At 57.4% G+C, this 17,866-nt stretch carries 14 protein-coding genes; 5 read left to right on the forward strand and 9 right to left on the reverse strand.

What is annotated here, in order from left to right:
* Nucleotides 1-228 precede the first annotated feature (228 nt).
* A complete protein-coding gene (gene serA / locus M0D69_RS31715) occupies nucleotides 229-1,479 on the reverse strand; it encodes a phosphoglycerate dehydrogenase (RefSeq protein ID WP_301785811.1) in 1,251 nt (416 codons plus the stop codon).
* Between the two features lie 256 nt (nucleotides 1,480-1,735).
* On the opposite strand from serA, the gene M0D69_RS31720 reads away from it, so the two are divergent.
* Nucleotides 1,736-2,701, forward strand: a complete 966-nt coding sequence (locus M0D69_RS31720; protein ID WP_301785796.1) for a helix-turn-helix domain-containing protein — start codon at nucleotides 1,736-1,738, stop codon at nucleotides 2,699-2,701.
* A 109-nt stretch (nucleotides 2,702-2,810) separates the two neighbouring features.
* On the forward strand, nucleotides 2,811-3,512 hold the full coding sequence (locus M0D69_RS31725; protein ID WP_301785797.1) for a fumarylacetoacetate hydrolase family protein: 702 nt from the start codon (nucleotides 2,811-2,813) through the stop codon (nucleotides 3,510-3,512).
* A 212-nt stretch (nucleotides 3,513-3,724) separates the two neighbouring features.
* Here M0D69_RS31725 and M0D69_RS31730 read toward each other — a convergent pair whose 3' ends face one another.
* The 5 genes from M0D69_RS31730 to M0D69_RS31750 all read right to left on the reverse strand — a co-directional run bounded on the left by M0D69_RS31730 (nucleotide 3,725) and on the right by M0D69_RS31750 (nucleotide 9,324).
* Nucleotides 3,725-4,264, reverse strand: coding sequence for a GNAT family N-acetyltransferase (locus M0D69_RS31730; protein ID WP_301785798.1), 540 nt, complete (start codon nucleotides 4,262-4,264; stop codon nucleotides 3,725-3,727).
* A gap of 5 nt (nucleotides 4,265-4,269) precedes the next feature.
* On the reverse strand, nucleotides 4,270-4,848 hold the full coding sequence (locus M0D69_RS31735; RefSeq protein ID WP_367619783.1) for a helix-turn-helix domain-containing protein: 579 nt from the start codon (nucleotides 4,846-4,848) through the stop codon (nucleotides 4,270-4,272).
* Between the two features lie 179 nt (nucleotides 4,849-5,027).
* Nucleotides 5,028-7,148, reverse strand: coding sequence for a phosphocholine-specific phospholipase C (locus M0D69_RS31740; RefSeq protein ID WP_301785800.1), 2,121 nt, complete (start codon nucleotides 7,146-7,148; stop codon nucleotides 5,028-5,030).
* Between the two features lie 816 nt (nucleotides 7,149-7,964).
* Complete coding sequence (locus M0D69_RS31745) at nucleotides 7,965-8,486, reverse strand: hypothetical protein (protein ID WP_301785801.1); 522 nt, start codon at nucleotides 8,484-8,486, stop codon at nucleotides 7,965-7,967.
* A gap of 652 nt (nucleotides 8,487-9,138) precedes the next feature.
* Entirely contained in the window at nucleotides 9,139-9,324 is a 186-nt protein-coding gene (locus M0D69_RS31750) for a CsbD family protein (RefSeq protein ID WP_301785802.1), read from the reverse strand.
* 259 nt (nucleotides 9,325-9,583) lie between these two features.
* Between M0D69_RS31750 and M0D69_RS31755 the strand changes: the two genes are divergently transcribed.
* A complete protein-coding gene (locus M0D69_RS31755) occupies nucleotides 9,584-9,943 on the forward strand; it encodes a DUF2471 family protein (RefSeq protein ID WP_047847357.1) in 360 nt (119 codons plus the stop codon).
* 174 nt (nucleotides 9,944-10,117) lie between these two features.
* Nucleotides 10,118-11,137, forward strand: coding sequence for a tyrosine-type recombinase/integrase (locus tag M0D69_RS31760; protein ID WP_301785803.1), 1,020 nt, complete (start codon nucleotides 10,118-10,120; stop codon nucleotides 11,135-11,137).
* A 20-nt stretch (nucleotides 11,138-11,157) separates the two neighbouring features.
* Here M0D69_RS31760 and M0D69_RS31765 read toward each other — a convergent pair whose 3' ends face one another.
* Nucleotides 11,158-12,372 carry a DNA-binding protein gene (locus M0D69_RS31765; RefSeq protein WP_301785804.1) on the reverse strand — a complete coding sequence of 405 codons (1,215 nt, stop codon included), beginning with the start codon at nucleotides 12,370-12,372 and terminating at the stop codon, nucleotides 11,158-11,160.
* A gap of 1,751 nt (nucleotides 12,373-14,123) precedes the next feature.
* Here M0D69_RS31765 and M0D69_RS31770 point away from each other — a divergent pair.
* Nucleotides 14,124-15,473 (forward strand): replication initiation protein, encoded by a 1,350-nt coding sequence (locus M0D69_RS31770; RefSeq protein ID WP_301785805.1) that lies wholly within the window; start codon nucleotides 14,124-14,126, stop codon nucleotides 15,471-15,473.
* Between the two features lie 80 nt (nucleotides 15,474-15,553).
* On the opposite strand, the gene M0D69_RS31775 is transcribed toward M0D69_RS31770, so the two are convergent.
* Both M0D69_RS31775 and parA read right to left on the reverse strand, forming a co-directional pair.
* Nucleotides 15,554-16,618: a ParB/RepB/Spo0J family partition protein gene (locus tag M0D69_RS31775; RefSeq protein ID WP_301785806.1), complete on the reverse strand. Its 1,065-nt coding sequence runs from the start codon at nucleotides 16,616-16,618 to the stop codon at nucleotides 15,554-15,556.
* Nucleotides 16,619-16,642: 24 nt separating this feature from the next.
* Nucleotides 16,643-17,305: a ParA family partition ATPase gene (gene parA, locus M0D69_RS31780; RefSeq protein WP_301785807.1), complete on the reverse strand. Its 663-nt coding sequence runs from the start codon at nucleotides 17,303-17,305 to the stop codon at nucleotides 16,643-16,645.
* Between the last annotated feature and the right edge of the window lie 561 nt (nucleotides 17,306-17,866).

Below are 17,866 nucleotides of genomic sequence, written 5' to 3' on the forward strand. Positions count from 1 at the left end.
AGGCAGGGAGGACTAGCTGGAGCGACGCGCTTGCATGCGGCTCATTGCCAAGCCAATGTTTCCAGTGGCTTGGCATTCCGGTTCAGGAAGAGCGGTTTAGTCAGGGTGGGTAAATGCCTTTGGCACAGTGTTGATCTCGGGTCGTCTCACACTGCGCACAATAAGCTAAGCATCCCGACACTTGTTGATGGAGGAGGCGCAATCTAACGCGCCTTGCATGAAGCTGGATTACTTCACCAGCAGGCGCGTCCGGATAAAACCGGGTTCCTTGCCCAGTGCCTGTATCAACTCGCTGGAGGGCGCTTTATCCAGATCCGTTACCACGTAGCCGGTCTCGCCCTGCGTCTGCAGATGCTGCGCAACTATGTTGGCGCCCTCTCCGGCAAGCCGCGTATTGAGCGTGGCAAGTGCACCCGGAGCATTGCCGTGAACGTTGAGCAGGCGCGCGGGCGCGTCCAATGGCCCCGGATTGACATGGGGAAAATTGACCGACCCGACGGTGTCGCCTGTCGTCAAAAACGAAATGAGTTTGGTCGCGACTTCGGTCCCGATGTTTTCCTGCGCTTCCTCCGTGCTACCGCCCACATGCGGCGTCAGGATTACATTCGGCAGGTGCTGAAGCACGCTTTTGAAAATGTCGGCGTTGGTCTTCGGCTCCTCCGGGAATACGTCGATGGCAGCCCCGCCCAACCGCTTGTCCTGCAGCGCTTGCGCGAGCGCGTCGATATCGACGACTGAACCGCGCGATGCATTGATCAGGATCGCGCCGGCTTTGAAACACGCAAGCGTCGCTGCGTCGATCATGCGGTTCGTCTGGGGTGTCGCCGGTACGTGGAGCGTCACGACATCCGCGTGCGATACCGCGTCGGCAAGCGATTGTGCCGCGCGGGCGGAACCCAGTGACAACCGCGCTTGCACGTCGTAATACACGACCCGCATTCCCATTGCTTCGGCCAGCACGCCGACCTGCGATCCAATGTTCCCATACCCGACGATCGCAATGGTCTTGCCCCGCGTTTCGAACGATCCGCTCGCGCCCTTGGCCCATGTCCCGGCATGCGCCAGCACGCTCTTCTCCGGCACGCGACGCAGCAGCAAGATGGCTTCGGCAATCACCAGTTCAGCCACCGAGCGCGTATTCGAAAACGGCGCGTTGAAAACAGGGATCCCCGCATGCGCAGCCGCGGTCAAGTCGACCTGCGAGGTTCCAATGCAGAAGCAGCCTATTGCGAGCAGGTGACGCGCGGCATCGATTTCCTCTCGCCGGAGATGCGTTGCCGATCGAATCCCGATGAGCTTGTGTGCTTGAAGTGCACGCGTTAATTCCCCGCCGGCGAGCGCACCCGCGCGACGCTCGACCTCCAGTTTCGCTTCGCTGAAACGCGCAATCGCGGTGTCGTGGATATTTTCGAGTAGAAGAACAGAGGTCATAGAACGCTTATAGGTCAGTGACGTGGGCCATTCATATGCCCAACAGATGGTGCCCGCGTGATGTCCGCATTTTCCCTGGCTTCGATCACGCCGGACGGATCGGCGCCCAAACTTCAGGCATCACGATGATGTTACCGCTTGCCGGACATTCATATTTCCCACCCTACTGTTCATGTGGCTTTTGGGCTCTCGTGTTGATGGAAGGCCTTAGTGGGAATAGGGTCAACTGGCAAAAGGCAGATCGTTAAGCGAAGCGGTATGCTTGGCGCTTGTTCACGCAGAACCCGGAAAGGAGTTCATGCCAATGAGCGCGTTCGCCAAACGCACGTCCCGCACCTACGCAATGCCCGAACGAAGCGACCGCCTCGACTTCTATATTCGCGACCAGACCTTGCGCTCGGCCATCACGGAACCGCACAAGCACGATTATTTCCAGGTCCAGATCAATCTGGGGGGCGATACGAAGCAGCAGATCGGCGACGTAACGCGTGCGTTCCCAACCGGTTCCTTTGCATTCATCGCACCGCACCGTCTGCACATGATTCCTCACCCTGAACACTCGCGGTTCATCGTGATCAACTTTGCGCTGGACTTCCTCGGTCTGGATGTCGATGCTGTCGATGGCCGGATCGACCTCGGCAGTATTCCCATCATCCGCCTCCCGGAGCTGGCGCCTTTCCGCTTTCAAGACGAGATGGATTTCAGGCTGACGGATTCCGATCTCGTCGAGGTCGAACGTATCGTTCACCTCATGATGGAGATAGACAGTGCACGCGGGTTTGGCGCGACCAGCCGGCTTCGCGGCTACCTCCTGCAGTTGATCGGACTGGTTTGCGCGAGATACGCGGACCCGCTTCTGCGGCTGGCGGCGCTCAACGAGCGCGCAGTCAACCGCCGCGACTCCATCAGCAAAGTGATGCGCCATGTTCTGGAGAATCTCGAAGACGATACGCTATCGCTGGGGTCGGCGGCCGATGCAGCCGCATTGACACCCGGCTATGTGGCCCGCCTGATGAAAAAAGAGACCGGCAGAACCTTTGTGCAATGGGTTACGGATCAAAGAATCAGCCGGGCGAAAGCGTTGCTTGCGGACGATACACGTCGCGTCAAAGACATCGCGTTCGTGGTCGGCTTTCGCGACGAGGCTTATTTCACCAGGCGCTTTCGCCAGGCTGTGGGGACGTCGCCTACCGAGTACCGTGCGTTGCAATTCGAGTTATCGGTTGTTGCACGGCCTTTGGGTCACGCGGCCGGAAATAGAGCAATTTAATCCAAGGCGTGGGGCGGATTTGTCCTGCACGGGACAGTGCGCGAAGCATATTGTTTGTGGGTGTTGCGGTAGTCCGCGCCAAACAACCTCTACCTTCGAGTTCGCCGATATGACCGAATACGTCTTTCCCACTCCCCAGACCGTCGCTGTGCTCGTCGCCGGATCGAGCGCCTCCTTTGCTGTACGCCGGGTCTTTTGCGTAGGGCGCAATTACGCCGATCACGCACGCGAGATGGGAGCCAACCCCGACCGCGAACCGCCGTTCTTCTTTGCAAAGCCCGCCGATGCCGTGGTGGCCGCGGCGGGAACACTCGCGTACCCGATGATGACCGAGGATCTGCACCACGAGATAGAGATGGTCATTGCCATCGGAAAAGAGGGACGGCAGATCGAACCGCAGGACGCGCTATCGTACGTATTCGGATACTGCGTTGGCGTGGATCTTACGCGGCGCGACCTGCAAGCGGTCGCGAAGAAGATGAGCCGTCCGTGGGACTGGGCCAAAGGCTTCGACGAATCTGCGCCGGTGACATCCATACGTCGTGCCACAGAGATCGGTCATCCGGGTAGCGGCGCCATCTGGTTGTCCGTCAATGGCGAGACGCGGCAAACAGGTGATCTCGGCGATATGATCTGGCCGGTAGCGGACATCGTCAGCCACGTCTCGCGAGCGGTTGTCATCAAGCCCGGCGATCTGATTTTTACCGGCACGCCGGCGGGTGTTGGCGTGTTGAATCCCGGCGATAAAGTCGCTGGCGGTGTCGATGGGATAGCAGAATTTCACTTCGAAATTGGCGGCGCTCAAGGCTGAACTTGGCGGCCTTTGCTCACCTTGACGCAGCTTTGCGCCGACCGTCTTCCTGGCTTATATCGAGTTCATGTGCAGCGCTCCCGAATACTCTCACCTAAGCATCGCTGAGGAGTTTTCACTGTGGCTACACGCGGCCACGATGCGCCGATTTTCACGACACGAGATGCAGGCAGCGAAGACGTTCGGAGTAGTCGACTCAATGGCTAAGCGGATCAATGACCGGTTAAGGCGCGCTCGCCAATTCGCTTCCAATAGATTTTTGTCCCGGTCAGTCCTCCATGCGGCTTTAGCGCATAGTCCGGAATCTCTCCGGCAAGAGTGAACCCGAGGCGTTCGTAGAGCGTCGACGCCCCGCCATCGGTGGCGGTGTCCAGGACCAATAGCGTGCGCCCGCGCTTCACGGCCAGGTCCTCGGCGGCCTGCATCAGCAGCGCTGCCACACCTCGCCCCCGATGACTCAGGCAAGTCATCAGCTTGGCAATTTCTGCCCGGTGCGGCTGGTTGGGCGGGCAGTCGAGCAACAGAGTGACCGTTCCGACCAGCGTCTCACCGTCCCAGGCACCCAGAACAATTCGTTCATCGCGGGTCGCTGCCGCCAGTGCGTCGGACCAGAACGCTTCTGCTACTTCAGGCTGCAGCGGATGCATGAAGCTTACCGAGCCGCCGTTAGCAACTGTCTCCATCAAAAGACCGCTGAGCATCTTGCAGGGCTTCGACGAAGCGTTTAGTTCGCTGATTTCAATCTTTGACATGGCGGCTAAGTCCGGGCGAGAACGACAAGATAGGTACAGGTAGTAGTGGTTTCATTGGCCAGGGTCACTTCCGACGGCGGTCCGAATCCCAGGCAATCACCGGTGCCCAGGACATGTCGTTCGCCGCCTTCCAGGATGACGAGATCGCCCGCCAACACCCACACAACCTGGCGGATAAACGCGTAAGACGATGGCGGCAGCACCACGTGTCGTCCGGCTGGCAGATCCACCTGGACAATCTCCACCGGGTGATCTGGACTATTGAATACCTGCTTGCGGAGATAGCCGGTTTTGGGGTCGCGCCAGAGCGGCTGATCGACGGCACGCGACAATCGATCCCCGTTACCTTCTGCCCTCACCAAAAGACCCGCGAGGGTCAGGTCGAAGGCGGCAGCCAGTCGCACCAGCGTGACGGCGGTCGGACTCATTTCCTCACGCTCAATCTTGCTGATCGTCGCCTTGGCGACGCCGGAAGATTCAGCCAAATCCGCTAGCGACCATCCGCGCGCACTTCGCTCAAGCCGAATACGACGAGCTATGCGGGGTCCAGTATCGTCTATTGTTGATGTCATATCGTCTATCATAGTAGACGATATGATCGCGCGCAAGATGCCCGTGGAATTCGCCTTGGGCAGCTTATATCGGCTCGCGGGTCGTGCGTTTTATCGTTTGATCAGCGGCAGCATCGACTCCAGCGAAGCGCCGCTGTAAATCGCTTCGATGCGCGCCGGCCGAAGCCGGCGCGATCTATCGTCGATAGGCGTCAGACCGGCTTCGTCACCGGCGCTGTGGCAGCCGGATCGCTTGTGCCCGCACGTCCGGTCTCGACGTGACCCGCGATACGGCGCTGGAATGCCGAGTTGCCCGACATCGTGACCTGCAGGTCGTACCAGTTACTGCTGCACGACAGGTCCCAGTGATCTTCCGTGGTCTTGAGCGCAGGCACCCTGAACGATCGCGGCGGCTGGCCGTAGGCAAGATCGGTGACCGTGAAGTCCGCCGGCGCGGTGCCCTGGTTGCTGATCGTCAGATAGACGTTGCCGTTAGCCACGTCGTAGCACGTCAGTATCTTGGCCGGCGTGGCGGCGTCGGCTGCGAGCGCACCCGTGAAGCGCCTGAAGTACCCGTTTGGACCAAACACGCTCAACGAGTATTGACCGTTCTTGTCGACGGGCCAAGTATCGGAAAGCTGCTTGCCTGCCTCGACGGTATAGCGCTTCGGCATCGCCGTTGCGTCGGCGGTGTACACATAGAAATTTGCGCCCACCTTACCGGTATTCGCGAAGCTCAGCGTGTACGTCTGGCTTTGCACCTGCAGCGCACCGTTCACATGCAACTCATAAGGCAACGGACGCGCCGGACGCGTGCCCGGCTCCTGCGCCGCGATAACCTGCGGCGCGGTGGCGGCTGGCGCAGTCTGGCTGGTCGGCAACGCGCATTGCATGTCGGCCTGTGCAATGTATCCCGTCGTACTCGGCAGCGCCGGAACGGTGGCGTCGGATTTCGAGAAATCGAACGCCGACGTCAAATCGCCGCATATCGCACGACGCCACGGCGTGAGGTTCGTCTCGATCACCCCGAAACGCTGTTCGATGAATTGAATCACCGACGTGTGATCGAACACTTGCGAGCAGACAAAACCACCCTTGCTCCATGGCGAGACAACCGTCATCGGCACGCGCGGGCCAAGACCGTAAGGCAAGTTGTCCGCGGTGTATGTGCTGGCCTGCGCCGCGGTCACCACCGTATGGCGTTCGAGCGTGATGTCCGCCGTACTCAAGCCCGAGCCCGGCAAAGTAGGTGCTTGCGGCGGCACCATGTGATCGAAGAAACCATCGTTCTCGTCATACATGATGAAGAGAGCCGTCTTGCTCCACACGCTCGGGTTGGCGGTCAGCGCATCGAGGATCGTCGAGATGTATTCCGCGCCGTAGAGCGGCGTAAATTTCGGGTGCTCCGAGTATGCCGCTGGCGGCAGCAGCCACGAGACTTGCGGCAAGGCGTTGGCCACCACATCCGCCTTGAGTTGCGTGATCGTGCGAGCGGTCATCGCCTTCGTGTTCAGCGACGAACCGGCCGGCGCATTCACGTAGTTCTGGAAGTTCGCCAGCACGTTGGTGCCGTAGTTGCCGGTGTAGTTATCGAAGTTCGTTCCCTGCTGGTACACCTGCCACGAAATGCCGGCCGCCTCCAGCCGCTCGGGATAAGTCGTCCAGTTGAAGGGCGCCAGCTTGAGCGTATCGAACTGGTTATCGACATAGTCCGTGTTGTCGAGCAGCGGGCCGCCACCCGCACCGGTCGGGTCGACCATGCCGGTCATCAGGTACATCCGGTTCGGATGCGTGTTGCCGGGTATCGAGCAGAAATAGTGGTCGCAGACCGTAAACGCGTCGGCGAGCGCGTAGTGAAACGGAATGTCCGCGCGCACGTGATAACCCATCGTCATGTCGGTCTTCTGAACCGCCCATTTGTCGGCGCGGCCGTTGTCGATTGCACCATGCGTGGTCGCCCACGTGTGCGGCAAGCCGCCAATACATTGCGCGTTGACGGCCGGGTTGGTCGTATCGTAGCGGAACGGAACGATGGTCTGCGCCTGATTTTCCTGACGCGGCTGGAACCATACAGGCAGACCGTTCGGAAGCGTCACGGGGAAGCGGTCGTTGTAACCTCGCACACCACTCAAATGTCCAAGGTAATGATCGAACGAGCGGTTTTCCTGCATGAACACGACGATATGCTCCACATCGTTGATCGTGCCGGTAACGGAATTCGGTTCGATCGCCAGTGCCTTGCGGATCGACTCCGGAAAGAGTGACGCTGCCGCGCCGGCACCCGCCAGGCTGGCAGAAATTTTCAGAAAATCGCGGCGGCTCTTCGTGACCATGCGCTTACCTTTTTTGTGTTCTGCAGGGAATGATCGGCGACTCGCGGACGTACAGCCGCCGTTTTTACGAACTATGTCGATGGTATCGAAAACGTTCAGGATGACGAAGCGGGTGTAGCGCTGGGCGGACAGCTCATCTTGGTTGTCACAGACGCGCCACCGCACGCCGATTGACTGGGACTATCCGAACTGCCGCAGGCAGACAACAGCAGTCCGGGGAGTATCGACGCGACTATGAGCGCGCAGAGTCGAAGTTTCGACGTTCGCATGGCTTTCTCAGGAAGGATCGGAGTGAACGGATACGCCAGGCGCGCAGCAAGCAGAGCGATGCACCGAAACGATGGCGCTGAGAATACAGTCCGTTTATGACAGACCGTTGGTAAGGAACGAAAAGATATGAGCGCCGAAAGGCGCGAAGCAGATGTCTTGAGTCGGCTCGATTTGGTGGGATGCTGTGTTTGGGTTGCGGCTCCCGAAAACACTCACCGATGAAGGTTCGTAATGTACGAGCGAATCTTGTAGAAGGCTATTTTTCGGGCATGACGTTCAGAAACGTTCACGACACCAAGGTGAGCTGATACGGGAGCCAGACTTAAAGCGTCAACAGTCCTGGATGCTTGTCCAGTTTTACTAAGTAGATAGTTTTGATCTGGACTACGTATCGGATTTTTGATCGAGCATGTAAAAGGGGGTGGGGACGACCGCTGGCAAGCCTGTCGAAACGAATCGCAGCGTCCAAAGGCAGGTCGAGTCGTTACTTCGTATTTTCGTGCAAAGCAGGAAGTAGCGGTTTCAAGGTGCGTAGGGACGGCATTGTCACCAAAATCGGATTCGTAACTGAAACCCGAGCGTAAAGGGCAGATCGCTGGAGGGAATCGGAGGAATCAGGATGATGTTCGCGCCGACACGCCCGTACTCCGCCATGATGACCGGCGCGAGGACCGGACCCACCTTGTGATCGTGGCCGATGCCCCATTTGCCGTAGTCGTATCCCGATATCAAGCCGCCCATTGCGGCCAGACGGACGTAACCCCAACGCGCGAATTCCGGCGCCCAGACACCGCCGCCGTAAAACGACGGCGCGGAAAGCGAATTCCGAAAATACCCGCCAGTCAGCGCCCACTGAGGCGCAACCCAGCATTCAACGCCAATGCCCGGATTGAACTGATCGAAGTGTTTTTTGGGATGAACGTGATACGAACCGATCATCGCGTCCCCCCATAAACCGTCACCGCACACTTCAGCTGCCGAGACATTGGATGCCGCGCCAAATGCCGCAAGCGCCGCCAGCAAGAGTGGAACGTGGATTCCTTTTGAGATTATCGCTGACGTTTTCATTCGGGTTAAAACCTGTGCGTTCCGCCGTCGCAGTCTTCCCGACCACGCCTTTTTATATGAAGTTCGAGCGGAACTTTACATGAACGCTATGTGCATTTGTGTGAAATCGGGACATGTCGATATCGCGCGATAGGCAACGAAACGCGCGTCGCTCGCACGTCGGAACCGAATCCCTTTGGACACATCGGGCGTAAGGATTTCTTGGAGAACCCGCTGTAGTGACGTTGGTCGTCCGGAACGTCAGCCAAGCGGCTTAGTCGGCTTAGCTGTGCCCGGTGCCGGAACCCGAAACTTGATGCGCATAAAGTTTTCCGGCTGTGCCTCAAAGCTGGGGCACCACCATCGGATGGGGCGTGGACTTAGAAAAACCGGACTCTCGCACGATTCAGCTCGCATAACAGCTGTCGGAAAACAGATATGCCGACTCGAAGCTGATCCGATAACTCGCTAGCCGAAGGAACGTTCAGGACAAACAACGGTTGATAAACGTCTAGTCCTGAACATGCGAGGCGTTCAACGAAAGATGAAGTAAGCGGAAAAGGCCGTTCCAATTCGCATTGGAACGGCCAATTGATTTTATCGACAGCGGTAGCCTAGCGCATGGCACGCCGTCCGTTAACGTCCGCTAATCGCGGCAGCCGGACGCAATCAATCAATGCTTCTTGAAAGCATCCTTTACGTCTTCACGCGCGTCGCCGATGCCTTTCTGCACCTTGCCGGCTGCTTGTTGCATATCGCCCTTTGCTTCCCGGGCCTTGTTGCCAGTCACCTTGCCGACAGCCTCGTTAACCTTGCCCTTGGCTTGATTCACCACGCCGTCTTTCTGATCCTTATTCATCTTGATCTCCTTTCGTATCGAAACGCGATTCCCGGTCCAATGGAATTCGCGGCGCATGTCAGGGAAATTGCCCTGAACGTGTAATCAGAATGGCTATTTTCAGCGCCGTGGAACAGCCGCACACGTCTGATTCCGGCGTAGGCGGAATCGCACATACGCGCGCGGCCGTCAGCGCGACGCTAGAGGAACATTGCGGTAAACACTGTATGTTTGTACAGTACACATCTTGGCGCAATGGCACGAATGGAGGAGACAACAAATGGACTTCGACGAAGATCGTATGGACACCCCCGAATTTGCGCGCACAGTGCGCGACCTCGAGCGGATCACGCGCGATATAGCAACGCGCTACATTGTGCAGGGCGTGCCGTTGACCTGGCGGCTCTTGCTGGCTATCGAGGCGGAAGCACTCGCGGACCTGGGTTTTGCGGGGCGGCACGAATCGGCACTCCGCGAGTTGTTTGCGCGTCCGGCCGACATGAGTTTTCCCGAAACCGATGATCTCGTCGATTTCGGGACGTCAAATGCATTGCCGCCGGTGTTTGTATTTGCCGTGGATGCCTACGATTGCGCGGCACGTGCCGGACACCCGGAACTGGCTGTCGCCGTCGCACATTGAGAGACGATTGCTCGGGCGCGAATGTCGACCTGGCCGCCGGGAAACCGGCGGCCAGGTGCACGCGACAATTTCGCGGCACTCGAGCACATTGATAAAATTCCTCCGATGCACATCGCCGTCAGCCATCGCATAATCTGCTACATGAAGTTTTACAACTAACGGATTTACGGATCAATGCCCGCACCCGCCGAAACTCAAGAGATTTTCGATCACGAGCGCGCCAGCTGGTATGCGGATCCGCGTAGCGCGTTCGACTCCTGGATGGCGCAACAAGCGTTCAAAGCATCGTCCGCCCACGTCTACCGGGCGCAATGGGGACTCTTCCTCGAATGGCTGAGCGTCAAACGCACCGATCTCCGAACGGTTGATCGGCTCGCCATCGAGCAGTTTGTCACTCAACTAGATGTTCGAAAACCGCAGCGTGTGCGGTATCTGCGTCTTATTGAGCGCGTACTCGACTATGTGCGCCAAATCGAAATGGCATCGACAAACCCGGCTCGTTTCATTGCCCAGGACGGCGAAGCTTCGTGGCGCGACGCGCGCGAGAACGAACCAACCGGGTTTCTCGCCCACGGTGAACGAGCAGCCTTGGTTGATTATCTTTTCTCGCCGTTAGGTGATTTGTCGGCGGCACAACGTTGGCGGGAGCGCCGTGACCGTGCACTGGTCGGCGCATTCGTGGGCGGCGGGGTAAAAACAGGTGAAGCGGCAGCGTTGACCGTTAGTAACTATGCCTGGAATCAACCGTGGCTAATTGTCGAGGCCGCAAATTCTGCACTGAATAGAGAAACCCGGCTCGCGCCATTTGCAATTGCGTTGCTCGACCATTGGATCAGCGAGCGGAAAACAGCAAGATTGCTCGGCGACCTGCTGTTTCCATCCGCCCCCTCAGGGCGCCCGATGCACAAAGCCACCATGTTGCGCGCCGTCGATGCCGTGATCGAGGCCGCCGGCATTGCCGATTCGCGAGCCGCGCGCGCCAGTCCACAAACCTTGCGCAACACGTTTGCCGCCGGCTTGTTCGAAAGCGGCACGGCACCAGAACGCGTCGGACAATGGCTGGGTTTTCAGCAGCAGATCTCGGCACATCGGTTGTATCGAGCATGGCAAAACTGGACAGGTGAGGAAATACGGGAGCGGGATCTAGCCCAGGCGCGGGAAAGCAGCCAAGACGAAAGCCGCGGATTCGAATAACGTTCACCTCCCGAAAAGGCTCACCTTTCGATCTGCTCGCTTGCGTCGACCATGTCGGCGGAGTGAAAACGGGCTACGGCGAGTAGTCGGGACGTGGTCGCGCCTGACGAGCGTTCGCAATCCGGACAGGACAACTCGAACTCATTGTCGTGCTGCGCAAGTTCCGGTTCTCCGGTTACACACCTGGGGCAGCGGGCTGGCACCGCCACAAAGCCATCGATATCGGTTCCCAACGCGCGGATTTCCTGTGTCGACAGTCGTCCTTCCTCGACCATCGAGCAAATTAGCCGGGCGACGTTTTCGCTCATTCCGCTTTGTCCGCGCAAAGCGTCACGTTCGAGGGCCAGGGCATCGATTTCGTCGGATTGCTCGCGAATTCGCAGCTCCAGGCGATCCGCGCGCGCCTTTGCGATGCTAAGTTGTTGAATAAAATCGAATTCCTTCTGACTTGCCTGACGTACGCCCGCTTGATAAGTAGCGGCCATCCCGCGCAGCGAATCAAGTTCCACGAGCATGGGCTTGACTCGGCGCTCAGCCTCGCTGATCGCATCCTTGATCTGTTGCGCGTAATGCTCGGTGTTATGCCGCAGCTCGGCGTTCAACGCATCCACGCGGTCGCGCAACGCGGCGTTCGCGGTTTGCTCAGTTTCAAGCCGTTGGGTAAGCGCGGCGTGTTCGCCTTCGAGCCGATGAATCGACGCCTGCAGACCGTTTTGTGCCTCCAGCTCCCGGCCGCGAAACGAACCCAATTCAATCTCCAGGACGGAATTGCGGGCTAACGCAGCTTCGGCACGCGCTTCGCTTCGACGAAGTGCCTCGTCAACCGTCGCACAACGCACTTCTGCATCGCGAAGCCGGCCCAGCGCGGCATCGACGTCATCCTCTGCTGCATGGCGCTCCGTTTCCAGCGATTGGATCGCCAATCGCTGCGCTTCCTGAAAAAGCTGGCCGAGCAATTCACCCGCTCGTTCCTGCAATCCTTCGGGAAGCGCTCCGCCTTCGATGCGAACACGCGAGGCAGACCTAATCCGAGCCCAAAACGCATCGATGTCCTTTGGGATATCGCTTGCGCTGCCGGTTTGGGTCAGATCTCTGACGGTGGCCATTGAAGGGCGGATGCCGAAATCGAAGAAAAGTCGCTTACAAGCGTGCTGCGACAGATCCTGCCGACGCGCGCCACTAGTTCGCATAGTCGCGAGTTCCGTCCGCAGCGCGAGGCGTTCTTCGTCGTTCATAGGAAGCTCCGAATTAATTTCGTTCGTATAATAATACTTTACGTATCAAACGCTACATATTTGAAGTCAATCCACCAAGCGGTAATGATTTGCGCTTTCTTGTTAGCGGCGCGCTTCGTATCACACAACCGTCATAGTGGCATCCGTGAAACATGTCGAGGTTAATCCGTCAAGCCTTTGATTACTAGCATCTTTTTTCAATCTCCCCATTTTCGCTCGTGTTTCACGGGGGTGTTGTTTCACGCTTCTATTTCTATGATCGCTCTGCTGCTTGAGAGTATTAGAAGTAAACACCTTTGAACCCTAGTTAAAGACGTTAACGCCACGGCAAAGCCTTACCAGATAAGGCTCTCAGAGCTCATCGGTGAGTGTTTGCAGGATAGAAGGTGAGGTAACGCGGGGGTGATCGGTGTATAGGTTCGGGGGCTAACGTGAGGAGTCACAGGAGCAAGTGTGAGCGAGTTCGGGAGGCTGCTGTTTTAGCAAGGTGAGTAAATACGGGGGCTGCTTCGGCCGGCGCCCATATGCTGCGGTACAACGCATTTGAAATCCTCGGTTTCTTCAGTGAGCGTTTGCAGGATAAAGAAAATACGAAATTTCCCGCCCGATATAGGTAATTTTTACCTATAGGTGAGACTTTGCAGGGGCCAAACACATCTCAGGGTGAGCCTATCCGGGCGTGATCGCGCCCGAAGCTACAGTGTGCGCGGCACGGAATCGGGTTAGGGTGAGGAAATACGGGAGATGGGTGCTGCTCTATTTGAACCGATGCACTTCCACTATCTCGCTGGTTTTAAGGGGTATTTGCGTTGAATCGAGCTAGAGGTGAGGGTTTTCAGGAGCTGGCTCGGATTGTCTGCGATCGCGCTGATTCCGTTGGCGACGACCAAAGGTGAGGCTTTTCGGGATGTAGCGGTCTCAATGTCGCGATCCGGGGGAGCAGCCATGCATACACATTTTCAACCAGATTTAGTTTAAGTGTTTGATTTAAATACATTTTATGACATCACCGTACGTCCATATTCCAGTAAAGGTGAGTGTTTTCGGGAGGAGTTGCGCAGAGATGCGGTCTATCGTTGGCGTACAGAAAACCGGGAGAGGTGAGCTTTTACAGGATCATATTTGGCCGATTTTGGGCGCTAAGCGGGGTTTTGCAGTGCTGAAACCGATCAAATCTTCCATTCTTGACTGCAAAGGTGAGGGTTTGCGGGGGCCGGTAGACAGCATGTGTCGATACAGCTACCCGTGGAAACTCCCAAAGGTGAGGTTATGCGGGAGCACGGGAGTGAGCTTCGGAGGCTTGTTCTTAAACACCAACTCGGCTGAATGGGGCTCTCCGCAGGGTCTAGGGTGAGCTTTTGCGGGATCGATTGGGCGGCAACTGACGTGCTATCAGAGTCTAAAGCTTTGATATCGCGACGATTACCGCAATTTCTCTGCGCTTTTACGAATTTTCGCCTTCTGGGGAAATATCGTAAAAACCACAGGGACGCGTAAAAAAATTTTAGGTGAGGAGATACGGGATCAGCTTCGAAGCGCCGCGATTCGATTCCACAAGCGCCCAATCCGTTTACCCGCATGGCACGGGGCATAAATGAGATGACGCGTGACGGTGAAGGTGAGAGTTTTCAGGAGCGCACCTCAGTGAGTCGTGTGTGGCACGTCCCCTTCACCGCTACAGGGTGAGTGCGCACCTGTAGACGAGCTTCACCGTCATGAGTATGCTTTCCCAAAATTCTCCTGACTCCAGCATGGCAACCAAACGCGCGAAGAAGACCGATGTGGTGAGTCCGAGTTCGGCTGAGCTGCGAAAAGCCGTCGAAGCCATCGCCATTCAGCCAAAAAGCGGGAAGATCACGCTTTTGACTCGCAAGTTATTCAACGTACTGCTGGCCGTTGCTCAGCAGGCGGACGAATCCGGGGATACCTATCGCGCGTTGTTATCAGACATTGTCGCGAATTCGGCGTTCGATTCCAACGATACCGCGCTGGTGAAAGAGCATTTGCGGCGCATGGTGTCGGTGCAGGTTGAGTGGAGCACGGGCACGTCGAGTCAAAAGCCCGGGCGCAAGTGGGGCATATCGACGTTGATTGCCGACGCGGAAATTCTCGAAGACCCTGCCACGCGCCGTGTGTGGGTTGAGTTCTCCTTCGCGCCCAAGATCAAGAAAAAGCTGCTCGACCCGGTGCAATACGCACGCCTGAGTCTGCAGTTCCAAAGTCAACTCCGCAGCAGCGCGGGCCTTGCGCTGTACGAAATCTGCGTCCGTTATCTGACGAATCCGAGTCATCTCACCATGCGCGAGACCTGGGAATGGTGGCGGCCTATCCTCTCCGGAACGCCTGATACCGAGGCTGGCGACGAAGCGAAGCGCGAATACAAATATTTCAAGCGCGATTATCTTCGGCCCGCGATTGCGGAGGTCAACGCTGTCACCAACATCTTCGTCGAGTTGATCGAGCATCGGGAAGGTCGGCGGGTGGCTGAAATCCAGTTTCGCGTGACTGAACGCAAGCAGCCGATGCTCGCACTCGACGAACATCCGAACGTCTTCGACAGTACGCTGGTCGACCGCATGGTCAAGATCGGGATTCCGTTGAAAGACGCGCAAACGCTCTACGCAGACAGCGAGGAAAACCGGATTCGAGCGGCGTTGCAGATGACCGAGCAGAGAATGCGAAGTACGTCACTGCCGCCGGTGCGAAGTGCCGCGGCGCTTTTCAAGGATGCTCTGAAGAAGGGCTACGCGCCTCCGCTCGAAGCGTTGCCGGCAGCCGCTGCTCCGGTGAAAACCAATGGGGCGCCGGCCGACGATCTGAAGGCGCGTTTGTTGAGCGAATATTCCGTGTATCGCAGGAAGGAAGCGCGTGCGCTGTACGAGGAACAAGGTGAGTCTGAACGGGAGCTGGCGCGTCAGACATTTGAGGAAGATGTGTTGCCGGAGCTCGGCGCACATATGCGCGATGACTGGCGCAAGCGCGGCCTCGATTCCAAAATGGGAGAAACCTCGTTTTTCGACTGGCTCGCGCGCAAGACATGGGGCGAGCCGACTGACGGCGACTTGCTAGCGTTCACGTTGAATCAAAGCCGCGTTGCATGAGAACGCAGCAGAGGGACTGCGCTTTGTAGCGTCTGCCCCTCTGTGAGTTCTTTGTGAGTTCTTTTATTACCCCGCTTACCTTATCGTTTTACTGGATTCGCCTGCAGCATCTTCTCGAGCTGTTGAAGGATTTCGTCGCGCTTGTCTTTCGACAAACCACGTAAGCGCAACTCCAGCCTGTCGTCGCCGTACGTCTTGAGATCGCCCACCGCAACCCCTTCCAGCTTGATTTCCAGCCGCTGCGCATAGCGCTGACGGCCTGCAGGTTTGGGCGTTTCTTGCGTGCTCGCACGGCCTTTCACAATGTCCGCGACTTGCCGGGTGCTCAGATCGTCGGATGCAATCTTGTTGATCAGCCGCAGCGTGGCATCCGCGCCGCGCGCTGTATGAAAACGCGAGACCTGGTAAGCCATGTTCGAGCCGAATCGATCCGGTCTGGCGACCATTTCATGCATTATGTTCTCGGGTAACTTCGCGATAGCCAAGGCAACGGCGATCGTCGATTCATCGAGACCGAGGTGGTCGGCGAGTTCTCGCTGGCTTTGGAAGTAGCTTTCGTCGAGAAAGCGTTTCCAGACGACGGCGTTGTCGAAGACGGTTTGTGAATCTCGCTGTACGTTCAGGTCATAACCCAGCTTGTAACTCTCGATGCCAATAGGAAGGTCGATGACGATCGCTTTCACCGTTTCCTTGTTGGCCTCCTTCAATGCCCGTACCCGCCGACCACCGTCGCTGACGAAGAATGTGCCAGGGTTTTCGTGATCGGGGATCACGTGAATGGCTTGCTGCTGGCCTTGTTTCGCCAGATTTACGGCCAGCTCTGCTATGGACGCCTTCAGATAAAAATGCCTGGGATTGAACGGGCTGGGTTTGATGGCCTTTAACGGCAGCTCGATCACCTGGCCGTGTACGTATCTGTTATTTCGACGCCATGCCTTGAATTGTTCCGACTCCTGCGCCGCTGGGTCGTCGTGAAACTCGTTTTCGGTGTAGGCGCTTGAACGACCAGCGACTTGCCTATCGTTCCCTGCCTCTTGATTGACGATTTCGTCGATAGCGTTAATGCGATCAAGGGCTGTGCGCTTCTCGCTGCTAGTGGTATCTGGCCGGGCTTTGAAGCCTTTTGCGAACTGGGTTGGTTTCATTCAGGGTCCTTTATGCGCATAAAGTCAGGGAAGCATGGCGAGAACTTCGTCTGCGCACGCACGTATTTCGATGGCTGCCAGTCGCGCGCCCCGGTCGCTCATCTGAAGCACCGTTTGCCCTAGAGCCATCGCCTGCTTGTAGCACTCGCGGGTTGGAATCTGCGTTTTAAGCAAAGGAAAGCCTAGCTCTTCCAGCGCGCGCTTCAATTCGCGCGTCAGCATGCGTTTTTCCTCGGTCTTGTTGAGAAGAAAAACCGCGCGCAGGTCTTCGTTCATGACCTGTGCTTGCTGAATGAGTTTGACGAGGCCCACGCTGGACCAGTAGTCGGCAGGCGACGATGACGTTGGGACAATGGCGACTGTCGCAGCGAGGAGGACGACGCCCGAAACCTTTTCGGTAATGGAGGGCGGGCAATCAACGACGATGATGTCGTAGTCATTGACGAATTTCTTGATCTCTCGATGAATCTGGGCTCCTGCTTCGGACAGGTTCACGATCGGAAACGGGATACCGCTGGCTTCGTCGGACGCAGCGCTGGCCCAATGGACCAGGGTGTTTTGCCCGTCGGCGTCGACGACCAGCACTCGCTTCCCTTTCTCGTGAAACGCGGCGCTGAGATGCATTGCTATCGTGCTTTTCCCCACTCCACCCTTCTGCTGCGTGATTGCAACGATTTCAGCTGCCACGTTTTGCTCCCAAATTTAGCTTTTGGAATTTTACATTGAAAACTCAATTTTTCTAGAGATAACTCAGCTAGTGGGTCGTTCGGGTGGTTTTTCGTGGGGTTTATGCGCATAAAGTTCGGTGCGCTCAGCGGTTCTCGGTTTCAAACCGAGGCTGCTATCGCGGATTGAATTTACGGATGGGCGCCTGAAGCGGTTGAAGTGGCGCGGATGCCGTGTGGCGGCACTCGTCACCCCGTGATCCGGCATTTCTTTTTTGCATACGCCTTAGCACAACGGGAATTGGCATCTGGCGATTGCCGGGAGCCAAATTTTGGTTCCGACTTCGGATTGAATTGGAAGGGCTCGGCTTCAGGACGTTGGCCCTCTGTGTGAGCTCTGCGTCTTTTGGCTTCGCGTCAGCATCCGCCGGCTTTCGTCGGCTCCGCGCTTCGGCGCAGGGATGCTTCCTCTTCAAGCCACGAACGGCTCTATTCGAGTCTCGATGCGCGGCATCACGACTCGCGGCGTTGCCAGGCGCCACAAAAAACGAAACCATGCGGTGCCGAGTCGCCCCCCCCCCCC

The sequence above is a fragment of the Caballeronia sp. SEWSISQ10-4 2 genome, from assembly GCF_030464885.1.
Lineage (GTDB): Bacteria > Pseudomonadota > Gammaproteobacteria > Burkholderiales > Burkholderiaceae > Caballeronia.